The organism is Micromonospora sonchi (assembly GCF_014646235.1).
GTDB classification, from domain to species: Bacteria; Actinomycetota; Actinomycetes; order Mycobacteriales; family Micromonosporaceae; genus Micromonospora; species Micromonospora sonchi.
Genome location: NZ_BMNB01000012.1, coordinates 1 through 24,627 on the forward strand (window position 1 = coordinate 1; position 24,627 = coordinate 24,627).

General features: G+C 72.1%; 19 protein-coding genes and 1 tRNA gene. 14 read left to right on the plus strand and 6 right to left on the minus strand.

The window, feature by feature from the left end; translation table 11 throughout:
- From IEY61_RS31795 to IEY61_RS14495, 7 genes are all read left to right on the plus strand, one after another.
- Positions 1 to 687: acyl carrier protein (locus IEY61_RS31795; RefSeq protein ID WP_268240646.1), on the plus strand; the 687-nt coding region annotated here is incomplete at its 5' end.
- Between the two features lie 3 nt (positions 688 to 690).
- Positions 691 to 5,424, plus strand: a complete 4,734-nt coding sequence (locus IEY61_RS14470; RefSeq protein ID WP_189044445.1) for a type I polyketide synthase — start codon at positions 691 to 693, stop codon at positions 5,422 to 5,424.
- Positions 5,424 to 6,272 (plus strand): 3-hydroxyacyl-CoA dehydrogenase family protein, encoded by an 849-nt coding sequence (locus IEY61_RS14475; RefSeq protein WP_229705929.1) that lies wholly within the window; start codon positions 5,424 to 5,426, stop codon positions 6,270 to 6,272. Before IEY61_RS14470 ends, IEY61_RS14475 begins: the two co-directional genes overlap by 1 nt.
- A gap of 12 nt (positions 6,273 to 6,284) precedes the next feature.
- Complete coding sequence (locus tag IEY61_RS14480) at positions 6,285 to 6,527, plus strand: acyl carrier protein (RefSeq protein ID WP_189044447.1); 243 nt, start codon at positions 6,285 to 6,287, stop codon at positions 6,525 to 6,527.
- Positions 6,528 to 6,537: 10 nt separating this feature from the next.
- A complete protein-coding gene (locus IEY61_RS14485; protein ID WP_189044448.1) occupies positions 6,538 to 7,671 on the plus strand; it encodes an acyl-CoA dehydrogenase family protein in 1,134 nt (377 codons plus the stop codon).
- Positions 7,668 to 8,786, plus strand: coding sequence for an HAD-IIIC family phosphatase (locus IEY61_RS14490; protein WP_189044449.1), 1,119 nt, complete (start codon positions 7,668 to 7,670; stop codon positions 8,784 to 8,786). Before IEY61_RS14485 ends, IEY61_RS14490 begins: the two co-directional genes overlap by 4 nt.
- Positions 8,783 to 9,568, plus strand: a complete 786-nt coding sequence (locus IEY61_RS14495; RefSeq protein ID WP_189044450.1) for a thioesterase II family protein — start codon at positions 8,783 to 8,785, stop codon at positions 9,566 to 9,568. The genes IEY61_RS14490 and IEY61_RS14495 overlap by 4 nt, the downstream gene beginning before the upstream one ends.
- Before the next feature lie 152 nt (positions 9,569 to 9,720).
- Here IEY61_RS14495 and IEY61_RS14500 read toward each other — a convergent pair whose 3' ends face one another.
- From IEY61_RS14500 to IEY61_RS14525, 6 genes are all read right to left on the minus strand, one after another.
- Positions 9,721 to 13,293, minus strand: a complete 3,573-nt coding sequence (locus IEY61_RS14500) for an SDR family NAD(P)-dependent oxidoreductase (RefSeq protein ID WP_229705903.1) — start codon at positions 13,291 to 13,293, stop codon at positions 9,721 to 9,723.
- A 52-nt stretch (positions 13,294 to 13,345) separates the two neighbouring features.
- Positions 13,346 to 14,101: an ABC transporter permease gene (locus tag IEY61_RS14505; protein ID WP_189044451.1), complete on the minus strand. Its 756-nt coding sequence runs from the start codon at positions 14,099 to 14,101 to the stop codon at positions 13,346 to 13,348.
- Positions 14,091 to 14,912: an ABC transporter ATP-binding protein gene (locus IEY61_RS14510; protein WP_229705904.1), complete on the minus strand. Its 822-nt coding sequence runs from the start codon at positions 14,910 to 14,912 to the stop codon at positions 14,091 to 14,093. Before IEY61_RS14510 ends, IEY61_RS14505 begins: the two co-directional genes overlap by 11 nt.
- A 134-nt stretch (positions 14,913 to 15,046) precedes the next feature.
- Positions 15,047 to 16,267 (minus strand): pyridoxal-dependent decarboxylase, exosortase A system-associated, encoded by a 1,221-nt coding sequence (locus IEY61_RS14515; RefSeq protein ID WP_189044452.1) that lies wholly within the window; start codon positions 16,265 to 16,267, stop codon positions 15,047 to 15,049.
- Complete coding sequence (locus IEY61_RS14520) at positions 16,264 to 17,892, minus strand: acyl-CoA ligase (AMP-forming), exosortase A system-associated (protein WP_229705905.1); 1,629 nt, start codon at positions 17,890 to 17,892, stop codon at positions 16,264 to 16,266. The genes IEY61_RS14515 and IEY61_RS14520 overlap by 4 nt, the downstream gene beginning before the upstream one ends.
- Positions 17,889 to 18,173: a phosphopantetheine-binding protein gene (locus IEY61_RS14525; protein ID WP_189044453.1), complete on the minus strand. Its 285-nt coding sequence runs from the start codon at positions 18,171 to 18,173 to the stop codon at positions 17,889 to 17,891. The genes IEY61_RS14520 and IEY61_RS14525 overlap by 4 nt, the downstream gene beginning before the upstream one ends.
- A 215-nt stretch (positions 18,174 to 18,388) precedes the next feature.
- On the opposite strand from IEY61_RS14525, the gene IEY61_RS14530 reads away from it, so the two are divergent.
- The 7 genes from IEY61_RS14530 to IEY61_RS14555 all read left to right on the plus strand — a co-directional run bounded on the left by IEY61_RS14530 (position 18,389) and on the right by IEY61_RS14555 (position 24,595).
- Positions 18,389 to 19,270, plus strand: coding sequence for a helix-turn-helix domain-containing protein (locus IEY61_RS14530; protein WP_189044454.1), 882 nt, complete (start codon positions 18,389 to 18,391; stop codon positions 19,268 to 19,270).
- A 4-nt stretch (positions 19,271 to 19,274) separates the two neighbouring features.
- A complete protein-coding gene (locus tag IEY61_RS14535; protein WP_189044455.1) occupies positions 19,275 to 21,023 on the plus strand; it encodes a condensation domain-containing protein in 1,749 nt (582 codons plus the stop codon).
- A gap of 148 nt (positions 21,024 to 21,171) precedes the next feature.
- Positions 21,172 to 21,243, plus strand: a tRNA-Lys gene (locus IEY61_RS14540).
- Positions 21,244 to 21,384: 141 nt separating this feature from the next.
- Positions 21,385 to 21,507, plus strand: coding sequence for a type II toxin-antitoxin system Phd/YefM family antitoxin (locus tag IEY61_RS31800; protein WP_268240647.1), 123 nt, complete (start codon positions 21,385 to 21,387; stop codon positions 21,505 to 21,507).
- 581 nt (positions 21,508 to 22,088) lie between these two features.
- Positions 22,089 to 22,382 carry a WXG100 family type VII secretion target gene (locus IEY61_RS14545; RefSeq protein ID WP_229705930.1) on the plus strand — a complete coding sequence of 98 codons (294 nt, stop codon included), beginning with the start codon at positions 22,089 to 22,091 and terminating at the stop codon, positions 22,380 to 22,382.
- 213 nt (positions 22,383 to 22,595) lie between these two features.
- On the plus strand, positions 22,596 to 24,053 hold the full coding sequence (locus tag IEY61_RS14550) for an alpha/beta hydrolase (protein ID WP_229705906.1): 1,458 nt from the start codon (positions 22,596 to 22,598) through the stop codon (positions 24,051 to 24,053).
- The gene (locus tag IEY61_RS14555; protein WP_229705907.1) at positions 24,050 to 24,595 is read left to right on the plus strand and encodes a hypothetical protein; all 546 of its coding nucleotides are present in this window, start codon (positions 24,050 to 24,052) and stop codon (positions 24,593 to 24,595) included. The genes IEY61_RS14550 and IEY61_RS14555 overlap by 4 nt, the downstream gene beginning before the upstream one ends.
- The last annotated feature ends 32 nt before the right edge of the window (positions 24,596 to 24,627 follow it).

Genomic DNA, 24,627 nt, shown 5'->3' on the forward strand with positions numbered 1-24,627 from the left:
ACCCACCACAACCGCCTCGCCCGCACCGGCATCACCCCCATGACCCCCACCACCGCCCTCACCCTCCTCGACCACGCCCTCACCACCCACCACCCCACCCCCACCGCCACCCAATGGAACCTGAGCGACCCGGCCTCGCTACCGCCGATGCTCAGCGGTCTCGCGCCGGCCGTCCGGCGGCGGGCCCAGGCCCAGGCCCGCTACGACGACCCGGGCCTGCCCGACCGGCTGGCCGCACTCTCCGGTGCCGACCAGCAGCGGATGCTGGAGGACCTGGTCCGGCAGCAGGCGTCCGTCGTGCTCGCCCAGGACTCGGTCGACGGCGTCGACCCCGAGCAGGCCTTCCGCGACCTCGGGTTCGACTCGCTCACCTCGGTCGAGCTACGCAACCGGCTCATCGGTCTCACCGGGCTTCAACTCGCCGCCACGGTCGTCTTCGACCACCCCACCCCGCGCCAACTCGCCACGCACCTGGGTGACGCGCTGGCCTCTCCCGCCGACGATCCGCTGACCGAGATCGAACGGCTGCTGGAGGCGAGATCCGCCGAGCCCGGGTTGCCCGATCTGCTCCGCCGGTACCTGGATCGGCTGGGTCCGGGCTGGGCGGCGACGGAGTCGCTGGACACGGCGACCGCGTCGGACGAAGAGCTGTTCGCGGTCATCGACGGCGACCCGCAGAAGGGCTGAGGCATGGCTACCGAGCAGGAACTGCGCGACTACGTCAAGCGGGCCGCCGGGGAACTCTCCCGGGTGCGCCGCCGGATGGCCGAGGTCGAGGAGCGGGCCCGTGAACCGATCGCGATCGTCGGCATGGCGTGCCGCTATCCCGGCGCCGACTCGGTCGACGAGTACTGGCGGCGGCTGGTGGACGGGCACGACGCCGTGGCGGACGTCCCGGCCGAGCGCTTTGACCTGGCCCCGTACCAGCGCGACTGGGGTGTGTACACCCGCCGCGCGGCGCTGCTGGCGGAGATCGACGGTTTCGACGCCGAGGCGTTCGGGATCTCGCCGCAGGAAGCGCTGCGGACCGACCCGCAACAGCGGCTGCTGATGGAGCTGGTCTGGCAGGCCATGGAGGACGCCGGCACTCCCGCCGCCGACCTTGCAGGCAGCCGTACCGGTGTGCTGATGGGCTTCTTCGACACCTTCCAGTACGGCCGGATCCAGGCCGAGGCCGAGGGCATTCGGGCGTTCACCGACCCGTACCTGGTGCAGGGCAGCTCGCCGAGTGTGGTGGCCGGCCGGATCGCGTACCACTTCGACCTGCGAGGGCCGACGCTCACGGTCGACACCGCGTGCTCCTCGTCCCTGGTCGCGGTCCACCTGGCGATGCAGAGCCTGCGCCGCGACGAGTGCGAGCTGGCGATCGCCGGCGGCGGCTTCCTGGCCATGCAGCCGGACGCCGCGTTCGTCTACGGCTGTGCGGCGTCGATGCTCTCCCCCAGTGGCGCCTGCCGCACCTTCGATGCCGGCGCCGACGGTTACGTGCTCGGCGAGGGCGGCGGCATGGTCGTGTTGGAGCGGCTCTCCACCGCCCTGCGCAACGGCCGGCGGATCCACGGCGTGCTGCGCGGGTCCGCGGTGAACCAGGACGGCCGCAGCAACGGTCTGACCGCTCCGAACCGGGCGTCGCAGGCCGCGGTGATCCATGCCGCGCTCGCCGACGCCGGTACACCGGCCGACGACGTGTCCTATGTAGAGGCACACGGCTCGGCGACCCGGCTCGGCGACGCCATCGAGCTCTCCGCGCTGCACGACGTCTTCGGTCGGCGCGATCCGGACCGCCCGCTCTTCGTCGGCGCGGTGAAGACGAACATCGGCCACACGGTCTCCGGCGCGGGTGTCGCCGGCCTGATCAAGGCAGCGCTCGTCCTCCGGCACGGAGTGATTCCGCCCAACCTCAACCAGACCAGCCCGTCCGACTCGGTACCGGCCGACGGCACCATCCGCCCCGCCACCGAGCGGTACCGACTCGGCGACCGGCCCAGGGTGGCCGGGGTCAGCTCGTTCGGCTGGTCCGGCACCAACGCGCACGTCGTACTCGAAGCCGCACCGAAGCAACCCGAACCGCCGGCCGCCGGGGCCGGAGCCGGTGCGGGTGCCGCCCACCTGCTGCCGGTGTCGGCGGCCGGCGAACCCGCGCTGGCGGCCCGGCTGCGCGGGCTCGCCGACCGGGTCGCCACCGCGTCGGAGCTACCGCTGACCGATCTCGCGTACACCCTGCAGCGGGGGCGTACCGCGCACGAGTTCCGGCGCGCGGTGGTCGCCGCAGACCCGACCGGTGCGGCGGAGCAGTTCGCCAACGCGGTCGCCCTGCCGGCCGTACGCCGGTCGAAGAGCCGCCCGAGGCTGGCGTTCCTGCTGCCCGGCGTCGGGGACCAGTACGCCGGCCTGGCCGGTGACCTCTACTCGGCGGAACCGGCGTTCGCCGCCGAGGTCGACCGGTGTGTCGCCCTGCTCCGCGAGCAGAGCGGGGTCGACCTGCGCCCGGTGCTCTTCCCGGCCGCCGGCGCGACCGCACCGGCCGACGGCAGCCTGGCCGCGCTGCTCGGTCGGGCCGCCGCGCCCGACCCGGCCGAGGACGAGCTGAACCGGGCCGAGCTGTCCCACCCGTTCCTGTTCACCGTCGAGTACTCCCTGGCCACCCTGCTCGCCCACTGGGGCGTGACCCCGGACGTGCTGATCGGGTACAGCCTCGGCGAGTACGTCGCCGCCTGCCTGGCCGGAGTCTTCACCCTCGACGACGCGCTGCGCCTGGTGGTCGAGCGGGCCCGGCTGATCGCCGCCGCCGAGACCGGCCACATGCTCGCCGTCTCCGCCGACGCCGACCAGGTCCGGGCGGCGCTGGCCGCCAGCGGCAGCGGGGCCGACCTGGCCGCGCTCAACGGCCCGCAGATGACCGTCGTCAGCGGCCGCCCGGCCGAGGTCGAGAAGGTTCGGGCGCACCTGGTCGCGGCCGGTGTCGCGGCCCGGCTGCTGCGCTCCTCCCACCCGTTCCACTCCAGGCTGCTGGCACCGGTACGCGACCGGCTGGCCGCGGCGGTGGCGGCGGTGCCCCGGGCCGAGCCGACGGTCACCATCGTCTCCAACAGCACCGGCCGGCCCCTGACCGCGACCCAAGCCACCGACCCGCGTTACTGGGCCGACCACCTCTGCCGGCCGGTCCGGTTCGCGGACGGGATAGGCCAGGCTGCGACGCTGGGCGTGGACGCGTACGTCGAGGTCGGGCCGGGTCAGACGCTCGGCGGCCTGGTGCGGCAGGGCGGTACCGGGAGCGCCGCTGTCTTCGGCACGCTGCCCGGTCCCTGGCCTGCCGAGCGGCGCGACGAGGCCCACCCGACGGTGTTGCAGACCGCCGGCAGGCTGTGGGAACTCGGTGTCGACCTGGACTGGACGGCACTGGGCCGGCCCGGCCGGCTCGTCGAACTGCCGTCGTACCCGTTCCAACGCACCCGGTACTGGCCGGCGGCCAGCACCACCACCTCGGTGCCGGCCGAGCCGGTCGCGGCGGGCGACCACTGCTACGTTCCGGTGTGGCGGCGGGACAGCGCCACGCGTACCACGGCGAACGAGCTGGCCGGGCCGCTGGTGGTGATCGCGGACGGCTCGGGTCTGGGCGAGCGGCTGGTCGAAGCGGTCGGCAGCCCGGCACTGCTGGTACGCGACCCGGACGACTACCGGCAGGCGTTCGTGGCGGCGGCCGAGGCCGGTCCCGGCACGATCCACGTGGCCCACCTCGGCGTCCTCGCGGCCGGTCCCGACGATCCGGACGCCGCCATCCGGCACGGCTTCGACAGCCTGCTGCTCGCCGTGCAGGCCCTCGCCGGGCTGTGCGGTTCCCGTGGTGTCCGGCTGCTCACCGTCAGCGCCGGCGCGACCGAGGTGATCGGCGGCGACGCGGTGGCGCCGGCACGGGCGATCGTGCACGGCTTCGGGCGACTGGTGCCCGCCGAGTACCCCGGTCTGGTCTGGCGCGGCGTCGACCTGCCCGCCGACGGCGAGCCGGTGACCAGCGCCGGCGAGCTGGTCGAGGAGCTGGCCCGCGGCCCGTGGCCAGATGCCGAGCACGACTACGCGGTCCGCCGCCGTGGCCAGCGCCTGCTGCGCGGCTGGGGTCCGCTGCTCGTGGACGGTACGGCTACCGAGGTGCCGTGGCGACCCGACGGCACGTACCTGATCACCGGTGGCACCCGCGGCCTCGGCATGGCGCTCGCCCGCCACCTCGTACACGCCGGTGTGCGCCGGCTCGCTCTCGTCGGCCGTACCCCGCTGGACCGCGACCGGCAGGCGCCGGACGACCGGACCGCCCGCTCCCTGCGGGACGTCGCCGAACTGGAACAGCAGGGGGCCGAGGTGCTGCTGCTGACCGCGGACACCGGTGTACCGGACGAGCTGCGCGCGGCGCTGCGTCGCTGCCGCGACCACTTCGGCGCGCTGACCGGCGTGGTGCACGCCGCCGGACTGCCGGCCGGCGGGCTGGCCGCCGGGCGTACTCCCGCGGACGCCCGCCCGGTGCTGGCGCCGAAAGTCCTCGCGATGGGGCCGCTCACCGAGCTGGTCGGTCCGGCCACCGCGCCGGAGAGCCGACCGGAGATCGTGGTCCTCTACTCGTCCGCAGTGACCGCGCTCGGCGGGATCGGCGAGACCGAGTACGCGGCCGCCAACGCGGTGCTGGACAGTTACGCGGCGGCCCTGGCCGGAGCCGGAACCCGGGTGCTGTCGGTCGCCTGGGGGCCGTGGCGGCACGACGACTGGGGCACCGGCGGCGGGCCGATCGCCGAACGCGTCGCCGACTACCGGCGGCGGCACGGCTTCACCGACGAGACGGGGTGTGCCCTGCTGGATGGCCTGGTCGGCGCCGCCGAGGGGCAGGTGCTGGCACTGCGCCAGCCACTGGCCGCCGCCCGGCGCGAGTGGGCCGGACTGACCGACCTGAACCCGGCCGCCGACGGCCCGGCCCAGGGCCGGGACGGGCCGCGCTACCCCCGGCCGCAGCTGCGCACCGCGTACCTGGCACCGGGCAGCGAACTGGAGTCGATGATCGCCGATACGTGGGGCCGGTTCCTGGCCATCGACCGGGTCGGCGTCCAGGACCCGTTCTTCGAGCTGGGCGGCAATTCACTGATCGGCATGTCGCTCACCGCCGCGCTGGAACGGGAACTCGGCCGCACGGTGCCCCCGGCGCTGCTGTTCGAGCACCCGACGGTCGCGGCGATGGCCGCCGCGCTGGCAGAGGCGGCCGGCCCAGGGGCGGGGAGTGCCGCCGCACACCGTCCCGACCCGGCGGAACGCCGGCCGGACACCACCGCTCGCAACGACGCGCGCAACGAACGGCGCCGTGCCGCACTCGCCGGCTCGGGCCACCGTGCGGCGAAACGGTCGCAGCGGGAAGGCAGCAGAGAGGCAGGAGGAGACCGCAGGTGATGGTTGTAGGAGTGGTCGGAGCCGGGGTGATGGGCGTCGGCGTCGCGCAGAACCTGGCCGCGAGCGGCTACCAGGTGGTGCTGGTCGACCGGGACGAGGAGACGCTGGACAGGGCACGGGCGACGATCGCCCGGGACTGCCGGATGAGTGCCCTGATGGGTGGGCCGGCGCTCGACCCGGCCGCCGTGCTCGCCCGGATCACCACCGCCGTGGGCGTACCCGCGGTGGCCAAGGCATCCGTCGTCATCGAGAACGTGACCGAGAACTGGGAGATCAAGCGCGCGGTGCACGCCGAGCTGGACGAGGTGTGCGGACCCGACACGGTGGTCATCGCGAACACCTCGGCGATACCGATCACCCGCCTCGCCGCGGTGTCCAGCCGGCCGCAGCAGGTGGTCGGCGTGCACTTCATGAACCCGGTGCCGGCCAAGCCGGTGGTGGAGCTCATTCCGGGCGTACACACCACACCGAAGGCGATGGAGCGGACCCGGGCGCTGCTGGCCGGAATGGGCAAGAAGGCGGTGCAGGTGAAGGACTCGGCAGGGTTCGTCTCCAACCGGGTGCTGATGCTCACCGTCAACGAGGCCGCGTACCTGGTCTACGAGGGAGTCGCCACCGCGGAGTCGGTCGACGAGGTGTTCCGCGGCTGTTTCGGCCACCCGATGGGGCCGCTGGAGACCGCCGACCTGATCGGCGTCGACACCATCCTCTACAGCGTGGAAGTGCTCTACGAGCACTACGCGGACAGCAAGTACCGGCCGTGCCCGCTGCTCAAGCAGATGACCGACGCCGGGCTACACGGCCGCAAGACCGGCCGCGGCTTTTACACCTACCCCAACGGCAGCTGACAGGAGAGGCAGATGGAGATCAGGCAGCGAGTTCTAGGGTTCATCACCGCGCGGTTCCCGCTGGCCGAACTCACCGGAAGCGAGGACATCTTCTCCCTCGGGTTCGTCAACTCGCTCTTCGCGATGGAACTGGTGATGTTCGTGGAGAAGGAGTTCGGCATCACCGTCCCGAACGAGGCACTGCGGATCGACAACTTCCGGACCGCCGACTCGATAGCCGCCCTGGTGCAGCGGCAGCTCTCGGTCACCGCGTAGGACGGCCGCGATGACGAGCGTCACGGATCGAGGGATCTACCTGGACGCCACCGGCGAGTTCGTGGACGCCTACATCGTCCCGTACGCCGACGCCTGGGACCGGGCCGGCGCGATCCCGGAGGACCTGCTCGACAGGCTCTCCGGGGCTGGGCTGTGGGCACCGTTCCTCCCGGTCACGGTTGGCGGGCAGGGGCTGGACATGATCGGCTTCGGCACCCTGCACGAGGAGATCGGCCGGGGCTGCTCGTCGGTGCGCAGCCTGCTCACCGTGCACAGCATGGTGGCCTGGGCGGTGCAGCGCTTCGGCGACGACGCCCAGCGCGAGCGCTGGCTGCCGCCGCTGGCCGCCGGTCGTACGCTGGGTGCCTTCTGCCTCTCGGAGCCAGCGGCCGGCAGCGACACCTCGGCCATCGCGACCAGGGCGGTCCCACACGGCAGCGGCTGGCGGCTGACCGGCGTCAAGAAATGGATCACCAATGGGCAGCGGGCCGACCTGTTCCTGGTCTTCGCCCGGCTCGGCGCCGGCACGGTCGCGTTCCTGGTGCCGCGCGGCACCGTCGGGGTCGGGGTCCGTCCGATCGACGACATGCTCGGCACCCGCGCCTCGATGCTCGCCGAGGTGACGTTCGACGACGTCGAACTGAAATCGGACGCGCTGCTCGGTCCGAGTGCGTTCGCGAGCGGCATGGTGCTGACCGGCGTGCTGGACCTCGGCCGGTACAGCGTCGCCAGCGGCTCGATCGGCATCATCCGGGCCTGTCTGGAGGCGTCTGCGGCGTACACCGAACAGCGCACGGTCGGCGGCCGGCCGCTGCGCGAGTTGCCGCTGATCCAGGCGAAGATCTCCGACATGGTCACCGACCTGCGCGCCGGCCGGCTGCTGCTCGCCGACGCGGGGCGGCTCAAGGACGCCGGTGACTCCGCCACCCTGATGGCGACCTGGATCGCGAAGTACTTCACCTCGACCGCCGCCGCCCGGCACGCAGCCGAGGCGGTGCAGATCCACGGCGCCAACGGGTGCAGCCCGCAGTACCCGGTCGCCCGGTACTACCGGGACGCGAAGGTCATGGAAATCATCGAAGGGAGCACCGAGGTGCAGCGCACCATGATTGCCGCGGAGGCCTACCGGGGGAGGGTCCGATGAGCATCCTGCAGGACAGCGAGGTTGCCGTGACGGCCGCAGCGGCGAGCACCGCAACGGCCGGGCGGGCGGCGGCCGGCAAGCCCCGGCAGGGGCGGATCAAGTGTGTGGTCTGGGACCTGGACAACACGCTGTGGAACGGCACGCTGCTGGAGGGGGACGAGGTCACGCTCCGGCCGGCGGTGCTGGCGCACATCCGGCGGCTGGACCGGATGGGTGTGCTGCACTCCGTCGCCAGCCGGAACGACCCGCAGGCCGCGCTCGCCAAGCTCGGCGAACTCGGCGTGGCGGACCTGTTCCTCTGCCCGCAGGCGAACTGGAACGCGAAGTCCGACTCGATCCGACAGATCGCCAAGGCGCTCAACCTCGGCCTCGACGCGTTCGCCTTCGTCGACGACCAGCCGTTCGAGTTGGCCGAGGTGGCGCACATGCTGCCCGAGGTGACCTGCGTCGACGTGGCCGACCTCGACGAGGCGCTGGCCCGGCCCGAGTTCGTCCCCCGGTTCGTCACCGACGAGTCCGCCCAGCGCCGCGCGATGTACCAGGGCCAGATGGTCCGGGACGAGCTGGCTCGGGAGTTCGTCGGCACCGACGACGAATTCCTGGCCGGGCTGGAGATGGTCTTCACCATCGCGCCGGCGGGCCAGGTCGACCTGCAACGCGCCGAGGAGCTGACGGTACGCACCAACCAGCTCAACGCCACCGGCCGGACCTACTCCTACGACGAACTCGACGAGTTGCGCCGCGACCCCGACCATCTGTTGCTGGTCGCCTCGCTCACCGACCGGTTCGGCAGCTACGGAAAGATCGGCCTGGCCCTGGTGGAGAAGCGTGATCCGGCACTGTGGAGGCTTCGGATGCTGCTGATGTCCTGCCGGGTGATGTCCCGGGGCGTCGGCATGGTGCTGCTCAACCATGTGATGCGGCTCGCCGCCGAGGCCGGTGCGGGGCTGCACGCCGACTTCGTGGAGACCGACCGCAACCGGATGATGCGGATCACGTACGCGTTCAGCGGCTTCACCGAGGTCAGCCGGGACGGCCAGCGGATCGTGCTCGCCGCCGACCTGACGAATCTGCAGGATCCGTCGCCGCACGTCCGGTTGGAGATCGTGCCGTGAGCGTACCCACGAGGTCCGCCGGCACCGGTGTCTCCAAGCGGGTCCTGCCGTTCGGGGTACCCGACGGCGCGCTGCGGCTGTACTGCCTGCCGCACGCCGGCGCCAGCGCCTCGGTCTTCCGCCCGTGGATCGGCCGGGTGCCCGGGGTCGCGGTCTGCCCGATGCAGCCACCGGGCCGCGAGGGTCGCAACGCGGAGCCCCAGCACGAACGGATGGAGTCGCTCGCCGACGAGTTCGCCCGCGCCGTCCTCGAGGTGCTCGACCGCGGCACCCACCCGTACGCGGTCTACGGGCACAGCCTCGGTGCGCTGGTCGGGTACGAGGTGGTGCGCCGGATCGGCGAGCTCGGCGGTCCCGCTCCGGTGCATCTGTTCGTCTCCGGCTGCGGGGCACCCGAGCGCAGCGCAGAGACCGGTCCCCTGGTCAGCACGATGAGCGACGCGCAGATCGCCGCGCTGATGAGTCGCCTCGGCGGCACCCCGCCCGGGTTGCTCGCCGAGCCGGCGCTGCTGCGCATGTTCCTGCCGCCGTTCCGGGCGGACTTCGTGATCAAGGAGAACTACGCATACCGCCCAGGGCCGCCGCTGGCAGTGCCGATCACCGCGCTGGCCGCCACCGACGACCCGCGCGTCGGCCCCGGCGACGTGGAGGCGTGGGCCGGGCACACCGCCGGGCCGTTCCGGTTGCACACCCTGGCCGGCGGCCACTTCGCCGCACTGGAACAGGCGGCGGTGACGCATCGGCACATCGCCGAGGCGTTGCGCGGAACCGTCGCCTGCTGAACCTTGTCCCTGCCCTCAGCCGGGCCGGGCTCGGGCTCCCGCAGCCCGGCCCGGCCCGGCTTCCGCTCGCCCGGCCCGGCCCGGCTTCCGCTCCTGGCAGGACGCGAGGACGGACACCTTCGGGTTCTGCCGCCGGGTGCCGGTTGCCTACGTCAGCTCCCGGACCGGATCATCGCGGCAAGCTGACGCACCGTGGGGTGCTCGACGATCGCCGTCACCGGCACCGCCGCCCGCGCCGTGTCCCGGATCCGGGCGGCCACCTGGATGGCGACCAGCGAGTGTCCACCCAGCTCGAAGAAGTTGTCCGCCGCGCCCACCTCGGCCAGGCCGAGCACCTCCGCCCAGACGCCGGCGATCGCCGCCTCCAGTTCGTCGGCCGGTTCGACGTACGCGGTGTCGAGGTTCGGCCGCGGGTGGGCGGGCCGGGCCGCGACGGCCCGGTCCGGACCGTCGTCGCCGATCACCCAGCGCCGTACCCGCTCCTGTAGCGGGCCCGTGGACACCACCACGTGACCGAGCCGGTCGGCGGCGGCGAGGACGCGTTCGAAGACCCCGATGCCCTCCTCGGCCGTCATCTGGAACGTGCCGCCGGCCCGCCGGGGATCCACGGCCCAGGTGTCCCAGTCCACAGTGGTCCACCGACCCTGGCCGTCGCGCCGGGCCGCCCGCGCGTACGCGTCGAGCGTGGCGTTGGCGGCAGCGTACGGGCCGAGGGCCGGCCCGCCGAGCACCGCGGCGATCGACGAGAGGGTGAGTCGGGGCCCATCGCAGCGGCCCGCCAGCACCTCCTGCAACACCTGGAAACCGGTCACCTTGGTCCGGAAGTGCGCCTCGCTGGTCGTCTCGTCGGTCTGGTGCGCCAACGTGAAGTAGCGGGAATCCTGGGCACCCGCCCCGTGTACCACCACGTCGATCCCACCGAACCGCTCGGTCGCAGCGTCCACCACCGCGCGCATCTGCCGCACGTCGGCCACGTCGGCCGAGCAGGCGAGCACCCGGGCGCCACGCGCCTCCAGGTCGAGTACGTTGCGCACGTGTCGGGCTGCCCGGCCGTCCGCGCCGCCGTCGAGGTACGCCTGCCAGGTCTCCTGCGGCGGCAGTTCGGTGCGCCCGGTCAGCACCAACCGGCAACCGTAACGGTCGGCCAGGTGCCCGGCCAGGGCGATCCCGACGTCGCCGAGTCCGCCGGTGATGAGCACCGTGCTGGTGGGCCCGAGCGGCGCGCCGCGCTCGTCCAGCGGAAGCGGGTCGAAGTGCCGCAGCCACGGCTCGCCGCAGCGGAGGGCGACCGGACCCTCGTGCGGCTGCACCAGCGCGGCGAGCAGCACCTCGGCGTCCGTCCGGTCGTCGACGTCGACGTGCCGGCAGCGCAGCGCGTCGTTCTCCGACATCAGCGTCGGCGCGAGCGCGCCGACCGCCGCCTGGTCGGGGTTGCACAGGTCACCACCGGTCACGCCGACCGCCCCGGAGGTGAGCAGCACGAGTTCGGTCGGGCCGCCGTACCCGTCACCGGCGAGCGCGTCGGCGATCTGGAGCGTCGCGCGGTATCCGCGGCGGTCCGGGTCGTGGCCGCCGAGGCTCCAGCCCTGCACGATCGTGCGCGGCGCGACCATCAGCGCGCCGAACAGCTCGCCCAGGTCCGCGCCGACGACGAAGTCGTCGGCGTCGGTCAGTTCGAACGCGGCTCCGGGGCGGGCCGTGGTGACCTCGGCGCCGGCCCGGGTGAGCCGGTCGACCAGCGCCTCCCCGCGCGGGTCGGCGGAGAGCACCAGCCACGGCCCGGCGGCCCGCAGTCGGGTGTCCAGGTCCAGCTCGGGCAGCGGGCGCTGCCGCCAGCTCGGCAGGTAGGTCCATCCGGTGTACGCGGGCTGCTCCGCCCGCGCCTTCGGCTCGACCCAGTGCCGGCGGCGCTGGAACGGGTACGTCGGCAGTGGGACGCGCCGCCCCCGGCCCTCGTGAAGCGCCGCCCAGTCCACCGTGCACCCGTCGAGCCAGAGCCTGGCCAGCGTGCCGAGCAGCCACTCCTCGCTCGGCTCAGCGGGCACGACCACCTCGATCGGGCCGTCGCCGAGGCGTACCGACAGCCGTTCGAACCAGGCGGCGACCTGGTCCGTGGCGTTCACCAGCCGGACCGCCGGGGCGCGGCGGGTGGGTTCGCCGTCGAGCCAGCGCTCCGGCTCGTCGAGCGCCGAGACGGCGTCGGCCAGGTCGCGGCAGAGGATCGCGCGGCGCAGCGCGAACTGGCCGCGGGACACCTGGAGGGTGTACGCGACGTCGGCCAGCTCGACGTCGGCCGACCGCACATCGTCGTCAGCGGCGGCGCGCAGGTGGTGGCGCAGCCGTTCGGTCAATGCGTTGAGCGCGGCCGGGTCGGCAGCCGAGAAGGTCAGCAGATGCGGACCGGGGCGCGGGTCGCCCGCCGGAAGCGGAGGCGCCTCCTCCAGCACCAGGTGCGCGTTGGTGCCGCCCAGACCGAACGAGCTCACCCCGGCCCGGCGCGGCTGCGGCCCCGCAGGCCACGGCCGCTGCCGGTCCAGCACGGCGAACCGGTCACCGGCGGCGGCGAGCGCGCTGTTCGGGGTGACGAAGTTCGGGGTGGCCGGCAGCGTCCGGTGCCGGAGCGCCTGGGTGGCACGGATCAGGCCGGTCACCCCGGAGGCCCGGTCCAGGTGCCCGATGCTCGGCTTCAGCGTACCCAGCACGCACGGTTCCGCCCGGCCGGCGGGAAAGGCCCGGGCCATCGCCGCCAGCTCGACGGCGTCGCCGAGTACGGTGCCGGTGGCGTGACACTCGACGTACCCGACGGTCTCCGGCTTGACTCCGGCCACCGTCATCGCGGACTCGATGACCTCGGCCTGGCCGTCCACCCCGGGCGCCGGGTAACCAGCCCGGTCCGGGCCGTCGTTGTTCACCGCCGAACCGAGGATGACGGCGAGGATCGGGTCACCGTCGGCCAGCGCGTCGGTCATCCGCTTCAGCGCCACCACGCCGACGCCGTTGCCCATCACGCTTCCGGTCGCGGCCGCGTCGAAGCTGCGGACCACGCCGTCGGGAGAGAGGATGCCGCCCTGCTCGTACCGGTAGCCGGCGGGCTGCGGCAGGCCGACCGCCGCGCCGCCGGCGAGCGCCATGTCGCACTCGTAGGTGAGGATGCTCTGGCAGGCCAGGTGGACCGCGACCAGCGAGGTGGAGCAGAACGTCTGGACGGTGATGCTCGGGCCGCGTAGGCCGAGCTTGTAGGCGACCAGCGAGGTCAGCGAGTCCCGCTCGCTACCGGCCGCCAGCAGGAGGTGTCCGCCCGGCTCGTCGTTCAGCCCGTCGAGATTGCGGGTCAGGTAGTCCGGAAAGCCGCATCCGGCGAAGACCCCGACCTGCCCGGGCGCTTCGGTCGGGCAGTAGCCGGCCCGCTCCAGCGCCTCCCACGCGCACTCCAGGAAGAGCCGGTGCTGCGGCTCCATGGTGGCCGCCTCCTGCGGGTTGAAGCCGAACACCCCGGCGTCGAACTCCTCGATGCCGCACAGCGGCCCGCCGACCGCGACGTACGCCGGGTCGGCGGCTGCCTCGGGATCCACGCCGGCCGCACGCAGCTCGTCGTCGGTGATGGTGCGCAGGCCGGGTAGCCCGGCCGACAGGTTGCGCCACAGCTCGTCGGTATCGGCGGCGCCGGGGAAGCGCCCGGACATGCCGATGATGGCGACGGCGGAGTCGTAGCTTGCCTCGGTCACGTCATGCCTCCGGTCGCGGATCGGTCAGCGATGGTCGAGCTGGTCGGCGGGGTCAGAGCAGGTCGCTGCGTCCCCAGCCGCGGGAGAGCCGGTAGGTGGCGAGGCCGGCGAGGGCCAGGCCGATGCCGGCGACGACCAGAGCCGGCACCAGCATTCCGCGGAGGTCGCCCTGGACCGCGTTCTGCATCAGCGCCAGGCCCCAGTAGCCGGGTGAGGCCGGTGCGGCGTGTTGCAGCCAGCCGGGCATCAGGTCCACCGGGACCAGGGCGCCGCCGAGCGAACCGATCAGGATGGCGCCCAGGTCGGTGGCGAGCATCAGGTCACCACGGCTGCGCACCACGGTGGCCAGCGCGGTGCCCGCCGCGAGCACCGCGAAACCCCACAGCAGCACGGCGAGGGCGACGTGGAGGAGGTCGCGGGGCACCGGCAGGCCGATCACCGCACAGCCGAAGACCAGCAACGCCGTCTGCTGGACCAGCAGGACGGTGAAGACCGGGACGGCCTTGCCGATCAGCAACGAGGTACGCGGGGCGCGGCTGGCCCGCAGGCGGTCCCAGGTGCGCCACTCGCGTTCGGTGAGCACCGAGTTGCCGACCACGCCGAGAGCGAAGACCGAGAACAGGATCAACGGCCCGGTGACGGTCTGGAGGGTGCCGCCGTCGAGTGCCCGTTGGTACAGCGGCTCGAAGACCAGCATCAGGGCCATCGGCAGGAAGATGTAGCTGATGATCTGGGCTGGATCGCGCAGCCGCAGCAGCACGTTGTGCCGGATCTGTACCGCCGTGGCGTAGAGCGCGTCACCGATCATCGGACACCGCCAGCGAGCGGTAGAGATCGTCCAGCGAGGGCTTACGGATCTCGATCTCGGTCACTGCGGCGGTCGCCGAACTCAGCAGCGTCACCAGCGCGCCGGTGGTGTCCATCGCAGACATCCGCACCTCGTCGTTCCCGAACCGTACCCGTACCTGTCCGGGCAGCTGCTCCAGCAGCTTGGCGCCGGTGCCGCGGGCGATCACCCGCCCGCGCCGGGCCACCGCGATGGTGGCCTGCAACTCGGTCAACTCCGGCAGGTAGTGGGTGGTGTAGATGACCGAGCCGCCCTCGGCCGCCCGGCCCTTGACCACGTCGAGCACCGCTTGCCGGGTCTCCGGATCGGCGCCCGCCGTGGGCTCGTCCAGCAACATCAACCGGGGCCGGTGGATCAGCGCCACGGCCGCCTGGGTACGCCGCTGCTGCCCGCCGGAGAGCACGCCGACCCGCCGGGCCATGATCTCGGTAAGCCGCAGGCCGACAGCCAGCTCGTCGATCTCCCTGCGCAGCGCGCGGCGGCGCAGCCCGTTGACGCCGCCGAACAGCTGCAGGTGCTCCCGCACCGTGGCCGACGGATAGAGCGCGATGTGCTGTGGACAGATCCCGACCAGACCTCGGCTCTGCATCGGGTCCGCGCCGTCGATCGTGATCCGGCCGCTGTCCGGCCGGATCAAGCTGGCCACCATCTCCAGAAATGTGGTCTTGCCCGCGCCGTTGTGGCCGACCAGGCCGACCACCTCCCCGGCCGCCACGGTCAGGCAGAAGCCGTCCAACGCCTGGACGTCGCCGTACCGTTTCCGTAGGTCCACTGCGGCGAGAACGATATCGTCGCCGGACTCCCGAGGATCTCCGTAATCCATGGCGGTCAGTGTCGCATGGGTGCCCTGGTCCGACGGGACACCTCCGTTCGCCCCGGGCGGAGCCGCGGCCTCGACCAGCTCGTTCACACCAGCACCTCGACCGGCTCGGGATGGCTGAGGAAACGGACCGGGCTGGCGGTGAGCCCGTAGGCGCCCGCCTGAAACACCACGACCAGGTCGCCGGGACCGGTCCGCGGCAGCCGCACCGCTTTGCCGAGCAGGTCGAGCGGGGTGCAGAGCGAACCCACCACCGTCACCGTCTCCGGCTCGCCGTCGCCGAGCCGTCCGGCCGCCACCGGATAGTTGCGGCGGATCACCTGGCCAAAGTTGCCGGAGGCGGCGAGCTGGTGGTGCATCCCACCGTCCACCACCAGGTAGGTGGTGCCACGGGAGACCTTGCGGTCCACCACCCGGGTCACGTACACGCCCGCCTCGCCGACCAGGTACCGGCCCAGTTCGACGACCACCTCGGCGTCGCCGAGCAACGGGCGTACCACGTCGTCGAGCAGTCGCGCCAGGTTCGCCCCGATAGGCGCGAGGTCCAGCGGCCGGTCCTTCGGGAAGTACGGTATGCCGAAGCCGCCGCCGATGTTCAGGTGCCGGACCGGCCCCGGCGCCTCCGCGGCGAGCTTCACCACCAGCTCGACCGTCCGGCGCTGCGCCTGGCAGATCCGCTCGGCGTCGAGGTTCTGCGAGCCGGCGAAGACGTGGAAGCCGTCGAACGCCAGCCCGTACCGGCCGATGGCGGCCAGCAGCTCCGGCACCCGCTCGGCGTCGGTGCCGAACTGCTGCGGGCCACCGCCCATGCGCATGCCGGAACCGGTCACCGCGAAGTCGGGATTGACCCGTACCGCCACGCTGGCCTGGATGCCGAGCCCCTCGCTCACCGCACGGAGCCGTTCCAGCTCGCCCGGCGACTCGACCTCCACGGTGACGCCCGCGGCGACCGCGGCGGACAGTTCCGCGGTGGTCTTGCCCGGTCCGGCGAAGCTGATCCGGTCCGCCGGAACCCCGGTGTCCAGCGCGTGCCGCATCTCCAGCGCGGAGGCCACGTCGAAGCCGTCGACCAGTTGGCCCAGGTGGGCCAGCAGCGCCGGCATCGGATTGGCCTTCACCGCGTAGCGCAGGTGCACCTCCGGCAGCGCCGCCCGCACCTGCGCCACCCGCTCGGTGACCAGGCGCCGGTCGTACGCGAAGAAGGGCGTACCACCCACCCGGGCGGCGAGCCGGTCGAGCGGGATCCCGCCGACGGTCAGCTGCCCCGAGCTCCACCGGTAGCCGTCCGGGATTCCGGGGGCGCTCATGACGCCCCGCCATCGACACCGAGCTGCCGCCGCAGCTCGACCCGGTCGAACTTGCCGTTCGGCGAGCGGGGCAACTGACCCCGGATCACCACCTCACGAGGGCGCTGATATCCAGGCAGCGCCCCGGACAGCGCGGTGCGCAGCGTTCGCTCGTCGGTGTCGCCGGCGACCACCAGCACGATGTGTTCGCCGATCTGCTCGTCCGGTCGGCCCAGCGCCACCGCCTCGACGACCAGGCCGGTGGCGTACGCCGCCTCCTCGATCTCGGTGGGACTGACCCGGTAGCCGCACGTCTTGATCATCTCGTCGGTACGGCCGACGAAGTAGAGGAAATCCTCCTCGTCCCGGTACGCCACGTCGCCGGACCAGACCGCTGTCTCCGGCCGGCCGCAGTCGGCGCGGGCGTCCCGTACGCCCTCGGGTACCGGCCGGAACCGCATCGCGGTGCGCTCGGGATCGTTCCAGTAGCCCCGGGCCACCAGTGCGCCGCGCTGGACGATCTCGCCGTGCTCGTACGGCCCGCAGACCGAGCCGTCCGGGCGTACGACGAGGACCTCTGCTTCGGGCACCGCCTTGCCGATCGAGGCGGGGCGGCGGTCCACCTCGTCTGGATCCAGGTAGGTGGCCCGGAACGCCTCGGTCAGCCCGTACATCAAGAACGGCCGGGCCGAGGGGAACAGCGACCGCAGCCGATCCAGAGTGGTCTTCGACATCCGGCCGCCGGTGTTGGCGAAGTAACGCAGCTGGCCGGTTGCGGCGGCCGGCCAGTCCGCCGACGCCAGCTTGATCCACAGCGGTGGTACGCCGGTGAGGCCGGTTACCCGGTGCCGCGCGCAGGCCTTGACGACCTCGCCGGGCAGCAGGAAGTTCACCAGCACCACGTGGCCGCCGGCGATCAGGGTGGTGGTGAGCTGGCTGAGACCCGCGTCGAAGCTGAGCGGCAGCACCGCCAGGATCACGTCCTGGGCGGTGTGACCGAGATAGCTGGCCACGCTCCGGGCACCGACGATCAGGTTCCGGTGGGTCAGCACCACGCCTTTCGGGCCGCCGGTGCTGCCCGAGGTGTAGAGGATCGCCGCGACGTCCTCGTCGATCACCCGGACCGCGTCGGTGTCGGGGCCGTCCAGCGAATCCCACCCGACGGTTCGCCACGACACCCCGGGCGGCCCGCCGTCCGCCCCCGCGTCGACCGCCGTTCCGTCGCCCGGTGCCCGGGTGTCGCGGGAGCCGACCAGGATGATGTGCTCGATCGAGGCGACACCGCGCAGTTCGTCCCTGCTGGTGTCGTACCGGTCCGGCGTCGTGACGATCGCGGTGGCCGCGCAGTCCGCGGCGACGTGGCCGAGCTGCCGGGGCCGGAAGACCGGGTTCGCCGGCACCACGACGGCGCCGATCCGGGCCACGGCCAGCAGCGCGACCACCGTCTCCAGGCGCTTCTCGAGGAAGATCACGACCCGGTCGCCCCGGCGGATGCCCAGCCCACGCAACCCGGCCCCAGCCCGGGTGACCGAATCGCGCAACTGCCGGTAGGTCAGCGTCGCGTCCCGGAACGTCACCGCCGGCCGCTCCGGCTCACCACAACCGATCAGGTCGTCGAGCCGGCCCGGCGCGGCCAGGGCGCTCAATTCTCGCCGCGCTGATCGGGCGGCAGAACGGCGGCCACCGTCTGCCACAGGGTGCCGACCGTGCTGAAACTCTCCTGGTCGAGCAGCTCGTCCGGAAGTTGGAGCTGATAGCCCTCCTCCACCGCGGCGAGCAGCTGCACCACGCCCATCGAGTCCAGGCCGAGTACGGCCAGGTCGTCGTCGGCGGAGAGTTCGGCGTCGTCGGCGTACGGCAGGTACGGCCGCACGATCTCCTGGAATCTCCGGGGTACCTGTCCGATCGTCCCTGTCTCAGCCGTCATGATCTCACCTCGGGTCGGTGGGAGGTCCGTTCGCCGAGCAGCGAAGCAGACGGGCCTTTCTCGGCGCTATCACGGCCTTATCCTCGCGACCGCCACCTGTCGGGCACCGTCGCGCCACCGTCAGTGACATCGACGATTGGTTCGGCATAGCGCCGCGATGTCCGGGGCGCGGATGCTGTGGCCGCCACCGAAGGGTGTATGGAGGAGGCTTCGCCATGTTGTCGAACGGGGAACTGGCCACCCGCGCCGAGCGGGCGGTGTTCGTCCACCGCGCGCTGATCGACCGGCTCTGGCAGAGCCTCGACGTCACCGCCCACACGCTCCCGGCCGACCCGCCCCGCCCGGCCGGCGTACCCCCGGCGGTCGCCGGGCCGGTCCCCGCGGTCGACTGGGTGGTCGGCGAGGCCGAGGTCCACGGCCTGCTCAGGCTCGCGCTGGACGACTGCCGCGACGAGGTCCTGATGCTGCACTCGTCGGCGGAGAGCATGGAACTGGTCGACCTGCTGACCGGCCATCCCGACCGCCGGGCCGCCATCCGAGCGCTGTGCCCGCACGGGTACCGGGCCGACTTCGCCGACCGGGCGCGCGCGCTGCGGCTGATCGAAGGCGGCGGACAGGTGCGAACGGTCGCCCAGCTGGCCCAGAACGCGGTCATCTTCGACCGCGGGCTGGCGGTCCTGCTCGGTACCACCGAGAACGGGCTGCCGACCGCGCAGCGGATCCGCGACCACAACCTCGTGAGCTGCCTGGTCGGCCTCTTCGACCAACTGTGGGACGGTGGCGTGCCGTTCAGCTCCGAACAGAGCGGTTACGAGCCGGTCGTCGACGACCTGCGGTACGCCCTCGCGCAGTTGATGGCCCAGGGTTTCACGGACGAGGTGATCGCCCGCAAGCTCGGCATGTCGATACGAACCTGCCGGCGGCACGTCGCCGCGTTGCTGCGCAGCCTGGACTCGGTCAGCCGGTTCCAGGCTGGAGTGCAGGCCGCCAGCTGGCTCCGGCCGGACTGGGTGTCGTCGGTGGACGTGGCAGCACCGGTCGACGGGTTGTCACCGCTCGACGGGGCATTGCTGACGGCGTCGGCGAAGGCGGCGTGACAAGATGAGCGGAAGCGTGGTGCTGGAGCCGCGGCGTTCCGGCTTGACGTCCGGGCCGGACGCGGTGGTGCGCTTCGCCGGCCTGCGAGCCCGCGAAAGCGCGCTGACCCTCGGCCAGCTCAACATCCTCAAGTGGATCGAGGATGCCCCGGATTCGTTCGACACGACGCTCGGCAGCGCGCTGGTCTTCCCCGACGGCACCCGCCTGGCCGACGTGGTGGACACCTTCGCCGCCCTGATCGCCCGGTACGAAGGGCTGCGCACGGTGTTCGACCTCGGCGACCGGTCGCGACAGCGGGTGCTGGGCAGCGGTGCGCTGCCGATCGCGACCTACCACGTCGGATCAGGCGGGTCTGAACCGGCCGACCGGGACGCCGTCGCCGCCGAACTGGAACGCCGGTGGGCGCCCGGCCTGGGCTGCGGTCCCGGGCACCTGCCGATATGGGTCGTGCTGGCGATGCGCGACGGGCAGGTGCTGGCCGGCCACGTACGGCTCTCGCACCTGGTCGTCGACCTCCAGGGAATGGCACTGCTGGGCCGCGACTTCTACGAGATGATCGGCGACCCGGCCACCCGGGTGCCCGGCCCGCCGCGCCACCAGCCGGTCGACCAGGCGCTACAGGAGGGTGAGCCGAGGCTGCGCCGCCGGGTGGACCGTGCGCTGCGCTACCGCCAGGGGTTGCTGTACCAGATGCCGGCCTGCCTGTACCCGGCGCCGCGCGGCACCGGGACGGGCGAGTCGGTCGCCGTCAACCTGCGGTCCCCGGCGGCGGCCCTGGCGCTGCGGCGACTGGCGGCGCGTACCGGCCGCAGCCGACCGAGCGCCGTGCTCGCCGCCGTCTGCGCGCTGCTCGCCCAGCGGACCGGTTCGCCGGACGTGGTCTTCCCCACGCTTGCCAGCAACCGGTTCGAGCGACATCTGCGCGACCATGTCGGCACGCTGGTGCAGACCGTGCTGACCCGGGTGACGGTCGGCACGGCGAACTTCGACGAAGTGATCCGGCGGGCCTGGCTGGCGGTGGTGGCCGCCAGCGAGCGGGGCATGTACGACGTGGACCGGCGCGTCGAGATCGACCGCCGGGTCAGCTCGGAGCGAGGCATCCACTTCAGTTTCGAGCCGCTGTTCAACAGCCCGATGGTGGACCGGGCCGACGAGCGCCCGCCGCCGACCGCCGAGCAGCCGCGCTCGGCACTGGCCGCCACCACCGTGTCCCGGGAGTCGATGCGGCGCACCCTCACCCTTCTCCGCTTCGACCTGCGAGAATACGACGACGTGATGGACCTGCGGCTCTGGACCGGCGACACGAGCCGAGTGTCGGCCGACGCCGTCGAGTCGATGCTACGCGCGGTGGAGCGGGTGCTGGTGCTGGCCGCCGAGTCCGACCTGGACCACACGGCGCTGGCGCGGGCGTTGGCGGTCCCGCCGCCGCCGTCCGGGCCGGACTGGCGCTACGATGATTCGAGCTGGGTGGAGCTCCCCGAGATGCGGCGGATGCTGGCCGACACCTTCGGCCCGGGACGCACGCTGCTCCTCCCGGAGCGGGACGGCCGGCAGCTCGTCGCGTACCTGGTGGCGAGCGAGTCGGTGACGACCCCGGAACAGGCGCATGCCGCCTGCCTGGCCGCGCTGCCGGGCCGGCACACAGCGCTGGCGCCGCGCCACTACGTCCTGTTCCGGGCGGCGCCGGACGATCCGACCGACCCGGCCGCCTGGCGGTCGCCGCTGATGGAAGGATCGGGCCGGAGCGGGTAGCGACGCCGGCCCGGCGGCGAGACTCGGCCGGAGCCCTCCGGGTCCAGCAGCAGACGCCCGAACGTGGCAAGGACGGGCTGCGGGAGACCGATTGTTCGGACAGCCGCGCGCCTCGTCGCCCGGGACTCGGGTAGCCTTGTGGCTCGGCGGGCCGCTAGCTCAATGGCAGAGCTGCTGACTTTTAATCAGTAGGTTCGGGGTTCGAGCCCCCGGCGGCCCACTCCTCCGCAGGTCAGAGGCCCTTCCGCGCGCTGGCTGAGCCGCGATCCCGGCGTACAGCAGCGAAGTGCAGCATCGGCCAGGAGTGAGGCAGCAAGGCCTACCCGTGGTACGAGCTTCTGTACCGGCCCTGGAGGTGGTCATGCGGACCGTGAATTTCACCCAGCTGAAGGAGACCGAGTACCTCCTGCGCAGCCCGAGCAACGCCGCCGCGCTCCGCCGCTCGATCGCGGAGCTTGAGCAGGGCGACACGGCCGAGCGGTAGTTGACCGACCCGGACGCCCGGCGGGACGCCGCGTGCGGCTGGTATTCACCGCGACGGCGTGAAGCCAGTACCTCAGTCACACGGACCGCAAGCTGATCAAGCGCATCCAGGACCTGATCGCTGCAGTCATTGGTCGAGCGTCTGGCCGAGTCGCTTGAGCGCGTCGCGGGTGGCAGCCCGAGGAGACCACGGTATAGATCTCCATGGCCGCCACCGCAAAATCAGAAACAGGTGCGGAATGATCAAAAATGCTTTGGACGTAAGGTCTGCCGTTTGGCCTGGTAAATCACGCAGTCGGTGCCAAGCGGCACACCGTTCCCAAGCCGCGTGTTCCTGGCCGGGCAATCACAATGACTCGGTGAGGATGCGACGACGGCCGAGATGGCATGGCGACTTCCCCGCGTGTGGGCATGACTGGCGCGATCGCGTTCGCTGGCAAGATGCCTTGGTGCCCGTGGGGCAAGGAACCACTTGTCAGCTGGAATCGAATCGAACCACAACGGTCGATCAACTGGTGCTGCGTGGGCGCGTGACTACGGTATGTTCACCGCGTGAGCGGGGGAGGCCAGCAGGTGACAGAAATGCGGGTCGATCCGGAGGTGCTGACAAAAGCAGGCGTTGTCTGCGGGGACCTACGCGACGGCTTGCGACGCAGCGCTGCGGACGTTGATGACGAAACGCTGGCGGCGGTTGCGGGCCTGCCGGGGTGGCGCACCCGGGCAGCGCTGGAGCAGGTGGCGGTGTCCTGGCAGGACGATCTGAGGAAACTCATGGGATACCTGTCGACCCTGAGCGAGGCGTTCAACGAGTGTGCGAGGGATTACCGCTACAGCGACAGCACGGCCGCCGCCCGGTTCGACATTCGCGGCCGGTGAGGGTCCGATGGTCACCTACGCGGACCTACGGGATGCGCACGTCGCTCCGCTGCGGTACGCCGCTCATGCCTGGACGGAGTTGGCGCGGGCCTGCGCGGATCTGGAACAGCGGTGTGGTGCTGAGCTGACCGGGCCGTTGCGTGCCTCGGGCTGGGCCGGGCCGGCGGCGAACGCGGCGATGGATCGGCTCGATGTGCTCGACGACGAGTTCGAGTGGCGAGCCTGCAGACCCGCACCGCCGCCAGTGTGTTGCGCTCCGCTGCGGAGGACTTCGATGATCTGCAGCGGCGGCTGGCTGCTGCAGCGAACGCTGCCCGCGGTGTGGGTCTGACCGTCGACGACAACGGACGGGTGTCTCCTCCACCGATCCCGCCTGCGGCCAGGAACGATCCGGACGCCGCCCTGCTACACGACAGGGACCGGCAGAACGCCGCCATCTACACCGACCTCATCGCGCGGATCGTCGCCGACGCCACCGAGTCCGACGACCGGGTCGCCCGGGCGTTGGCCCAGGTGAAGGCGGCCTTCCCTGGGCAGCGGCCCTGGGAGTACAACAAAGCCCAACAGGGAGCCCTGGCCGCCGCCGCGGCCCTCGGGCTGGACGACAGCGACATCCCGGCCCCCGGCAGCAGCCCAGCCGAGGCCAACGCGTGGTGGAGCCGGTTGTCCGACGACGAACGACAGGTCTACCTCACCGCATACCCGCAGCGCATCGGCGCGCTCGACGGCCTCCCCGCCACCGACCGGGACGCGGCGAACCAACTGGCATTGCGGACCTTCATCGGCGACAACGTCAATGTGCATAGCAGCGGGCAAAGCTCGCAGTACACGACGGCGCTGATGCTGCTGGACAAACTCGAAGCCGCGGAGAACGCGCCACCACACAAACGCCTGTACCTGCTATCAGTCGACCCGATGGGAGACGGGAAAGCAGCCGTTGCTCTAGGCAACCCGGACACCGCCGGGCACACCGCGGTGCTGGTCCCGGGCGTTGGAACGGAACTCGACGGCATCCGCGGTCTGATCAACCGGGCGAGCCTCCTGCAGGACAGGGCAATCGGACAGGACCCGACCGGCCCACCGGTCGCCGTCGTGGCATGGCTCGGCTACGACACCCCGTCGATCGGCACGGACATCGTCACCGCCCCGTTCGGCGGCAAGTCCGAAGCCGGCGCCCGCGCCCTCGACGGCTTCGTCGACGGACTGCGTGCCGCACACGACGGCGGCCATTCCCGCCTGACCGTGATCGGGCACAGCTACGGCTCCACCGTGCTCGGAGAAGCAGCCAGCACCGGTGACGGCCTCGCCGCCGACGACATCATCGCGGTCGGCAGCCCAGGCATGCGCGTCGACAGCGCCAACGAGTTCAACGTCGACCCACGGCACGTCTGGGTCGGCGCCGCCGGCGACGACACCCTCGTCGCGCGTCCCGAGGACAACGCCCGCTGGCTGACTGGCGTACCCCTGATCGGTGGATGGGCGGCCGCGGGAGCGGTGGGCATCCACGGACCAGGCCCGCATCTGCCCGAGTTCGGCGCCAACGTCCTGGACGTCGACACCTCCGGCCACAGCGGCTATTGGAGCCCGAACAGTCAGATTCTGGACTCGCAGGCAGCGGTCATCATCGGCGACTACGACACCGCCGTGCTCGAACACGGGAAGGCACCGTGACGACCCCACACATCAGGCAGCGCAGACACCGACTGCCCGCCACCATCGCGCTCGCCCTGACCCTGGTACTGGCGGCCTGCACCAGCGACGGCGACAGCCCGAAGGGGAAGGACGAGCCCATGCAGACCAAAGCGGTGGCCGAGATACGTCACCTCATACAGACCCGAGCCAATGCGGTTGCCGACGCCGCCGGGAGCCCGCTGGACAACTGGAGTACCAACACGGTGCCCTGTGAGGGGCGCCGCGGTGAAACCGCCGACGACGGCCGGTGGTACCTCGGCGCCTCCGCCAACCTGCGGGTCGCGCCGGCCGATCAGATCACCACACTCGCCCAGATCCGCGAGACGCTACGGCAACAGGGATACGAGATCACCGAGGACCGCACCTTCGCCGACGGCACCCGCGGAGCGCTGGCCGCCCGCGACCCGCAGACGGCGATCACGGTCACCCTCACCACCACGAAGGGCCTCGATCACCTGGCCGTCGGACTTCTCAGCGACTGCTATCTACCTGCCGCCGGTGAAGACCCCGCCAACGCGTAAGGGCCCGTCCGCGAATTACATGGTTGTAGTTT

What these genes read in the sequence shown, in the direction of transcription:
- IEY61_RS14525 (WP_189044453.1), bottom strand. Translation starts at nt 18,173, where the DNA reads ATGACGGCTGAGACAGGGACGATCGGACAGGTACCCCGGAGATTCCAG.
- IEY61_RS14485 (WP_189044448.1), top strand. Translation starts at nt 6,538, where the DNA reads ATGACGAGCGTCACGGATCGAGGGATCTACCTGGACGCCACCGGCGAG.
- IEY61_RS14535 (WP_189044455.1), top strand. Translation starts at nt 19,275, where the DNA reads ATGAGCGGAAGCGTGGTGCTGGAGCCGCGGCGTTCCGGCTTGACGTCC.
- IEY61_RS31800 (WP_268240647.1), top strand. Translation starts at nt 21,385, where the DNA reads ATGCGGACCGTGAATTTCACCCAGCTGAAGGAGACCGAGTACCTCCTG.
- IEY61_RS14470 (WP_189044445.1), top strand. Translation starts at nt 691, where the DNA reads ATGGCTACCGAGCAGGAACTGCGCGACTACGTCAAGCGGGCCGCCGGG.
- IEY61_RS14490 (WP_189044449.1), top strand. Translation starts at nt 7,668, where the DNA reads ATGAGCATCCTGCAGGACAGCGAGGTTGCCGTGACGGCCGCAGCGGCG.
- IEY61_RS14515 (WP_189044452.1), bottom strand. Translation starts at nt 16,267, where the DNA reads ATGAGCGCCCCCGGAATCCCGGACGGCTACCGGTGGAGCTCGGGGCAG.
- IEY61_RS14545 (WP_229705930.1), top strand. Translation starts at nt 22,089, where the DNA reads ATGCGGGTCGATCCGGAGGTGCTGACAAAAGCAGGCGTTGTCTGCGGG.
- IEY61_RS14480 (WP_189044447.1), top strand. Translation starts at nt 6,285, where the DNA reads ATGGAGATCAGGCAGCGAGTTCTAGGGTTCATCACCGCGCGGTTCCCG.
- IEY61_RS14530 (WP_189044454.1), top strand. Translation starts at nt 18,389, where the DNA reads ATGTTGTCGAACGGGGAACTGGCCACCCGCGCCGAGCGGGCGGTGTTC.
- IEY61_RS14475 (WP_229705929.1), top strand. Translation starts at nt 5,424, where the DNA reads ATGGTTGTAGGAGTGGTCGGAGCCGGGGTGATGGGCGTCGGCGTCGCG.
- IEY61_RS14505 (WP_189044451.1), bottom strand. Translation starts at nt 14,101, where the DNA reads ATGATCGGTGACGCGCTCTACGCCACGGCGGTACAGATCCGGCACAAC.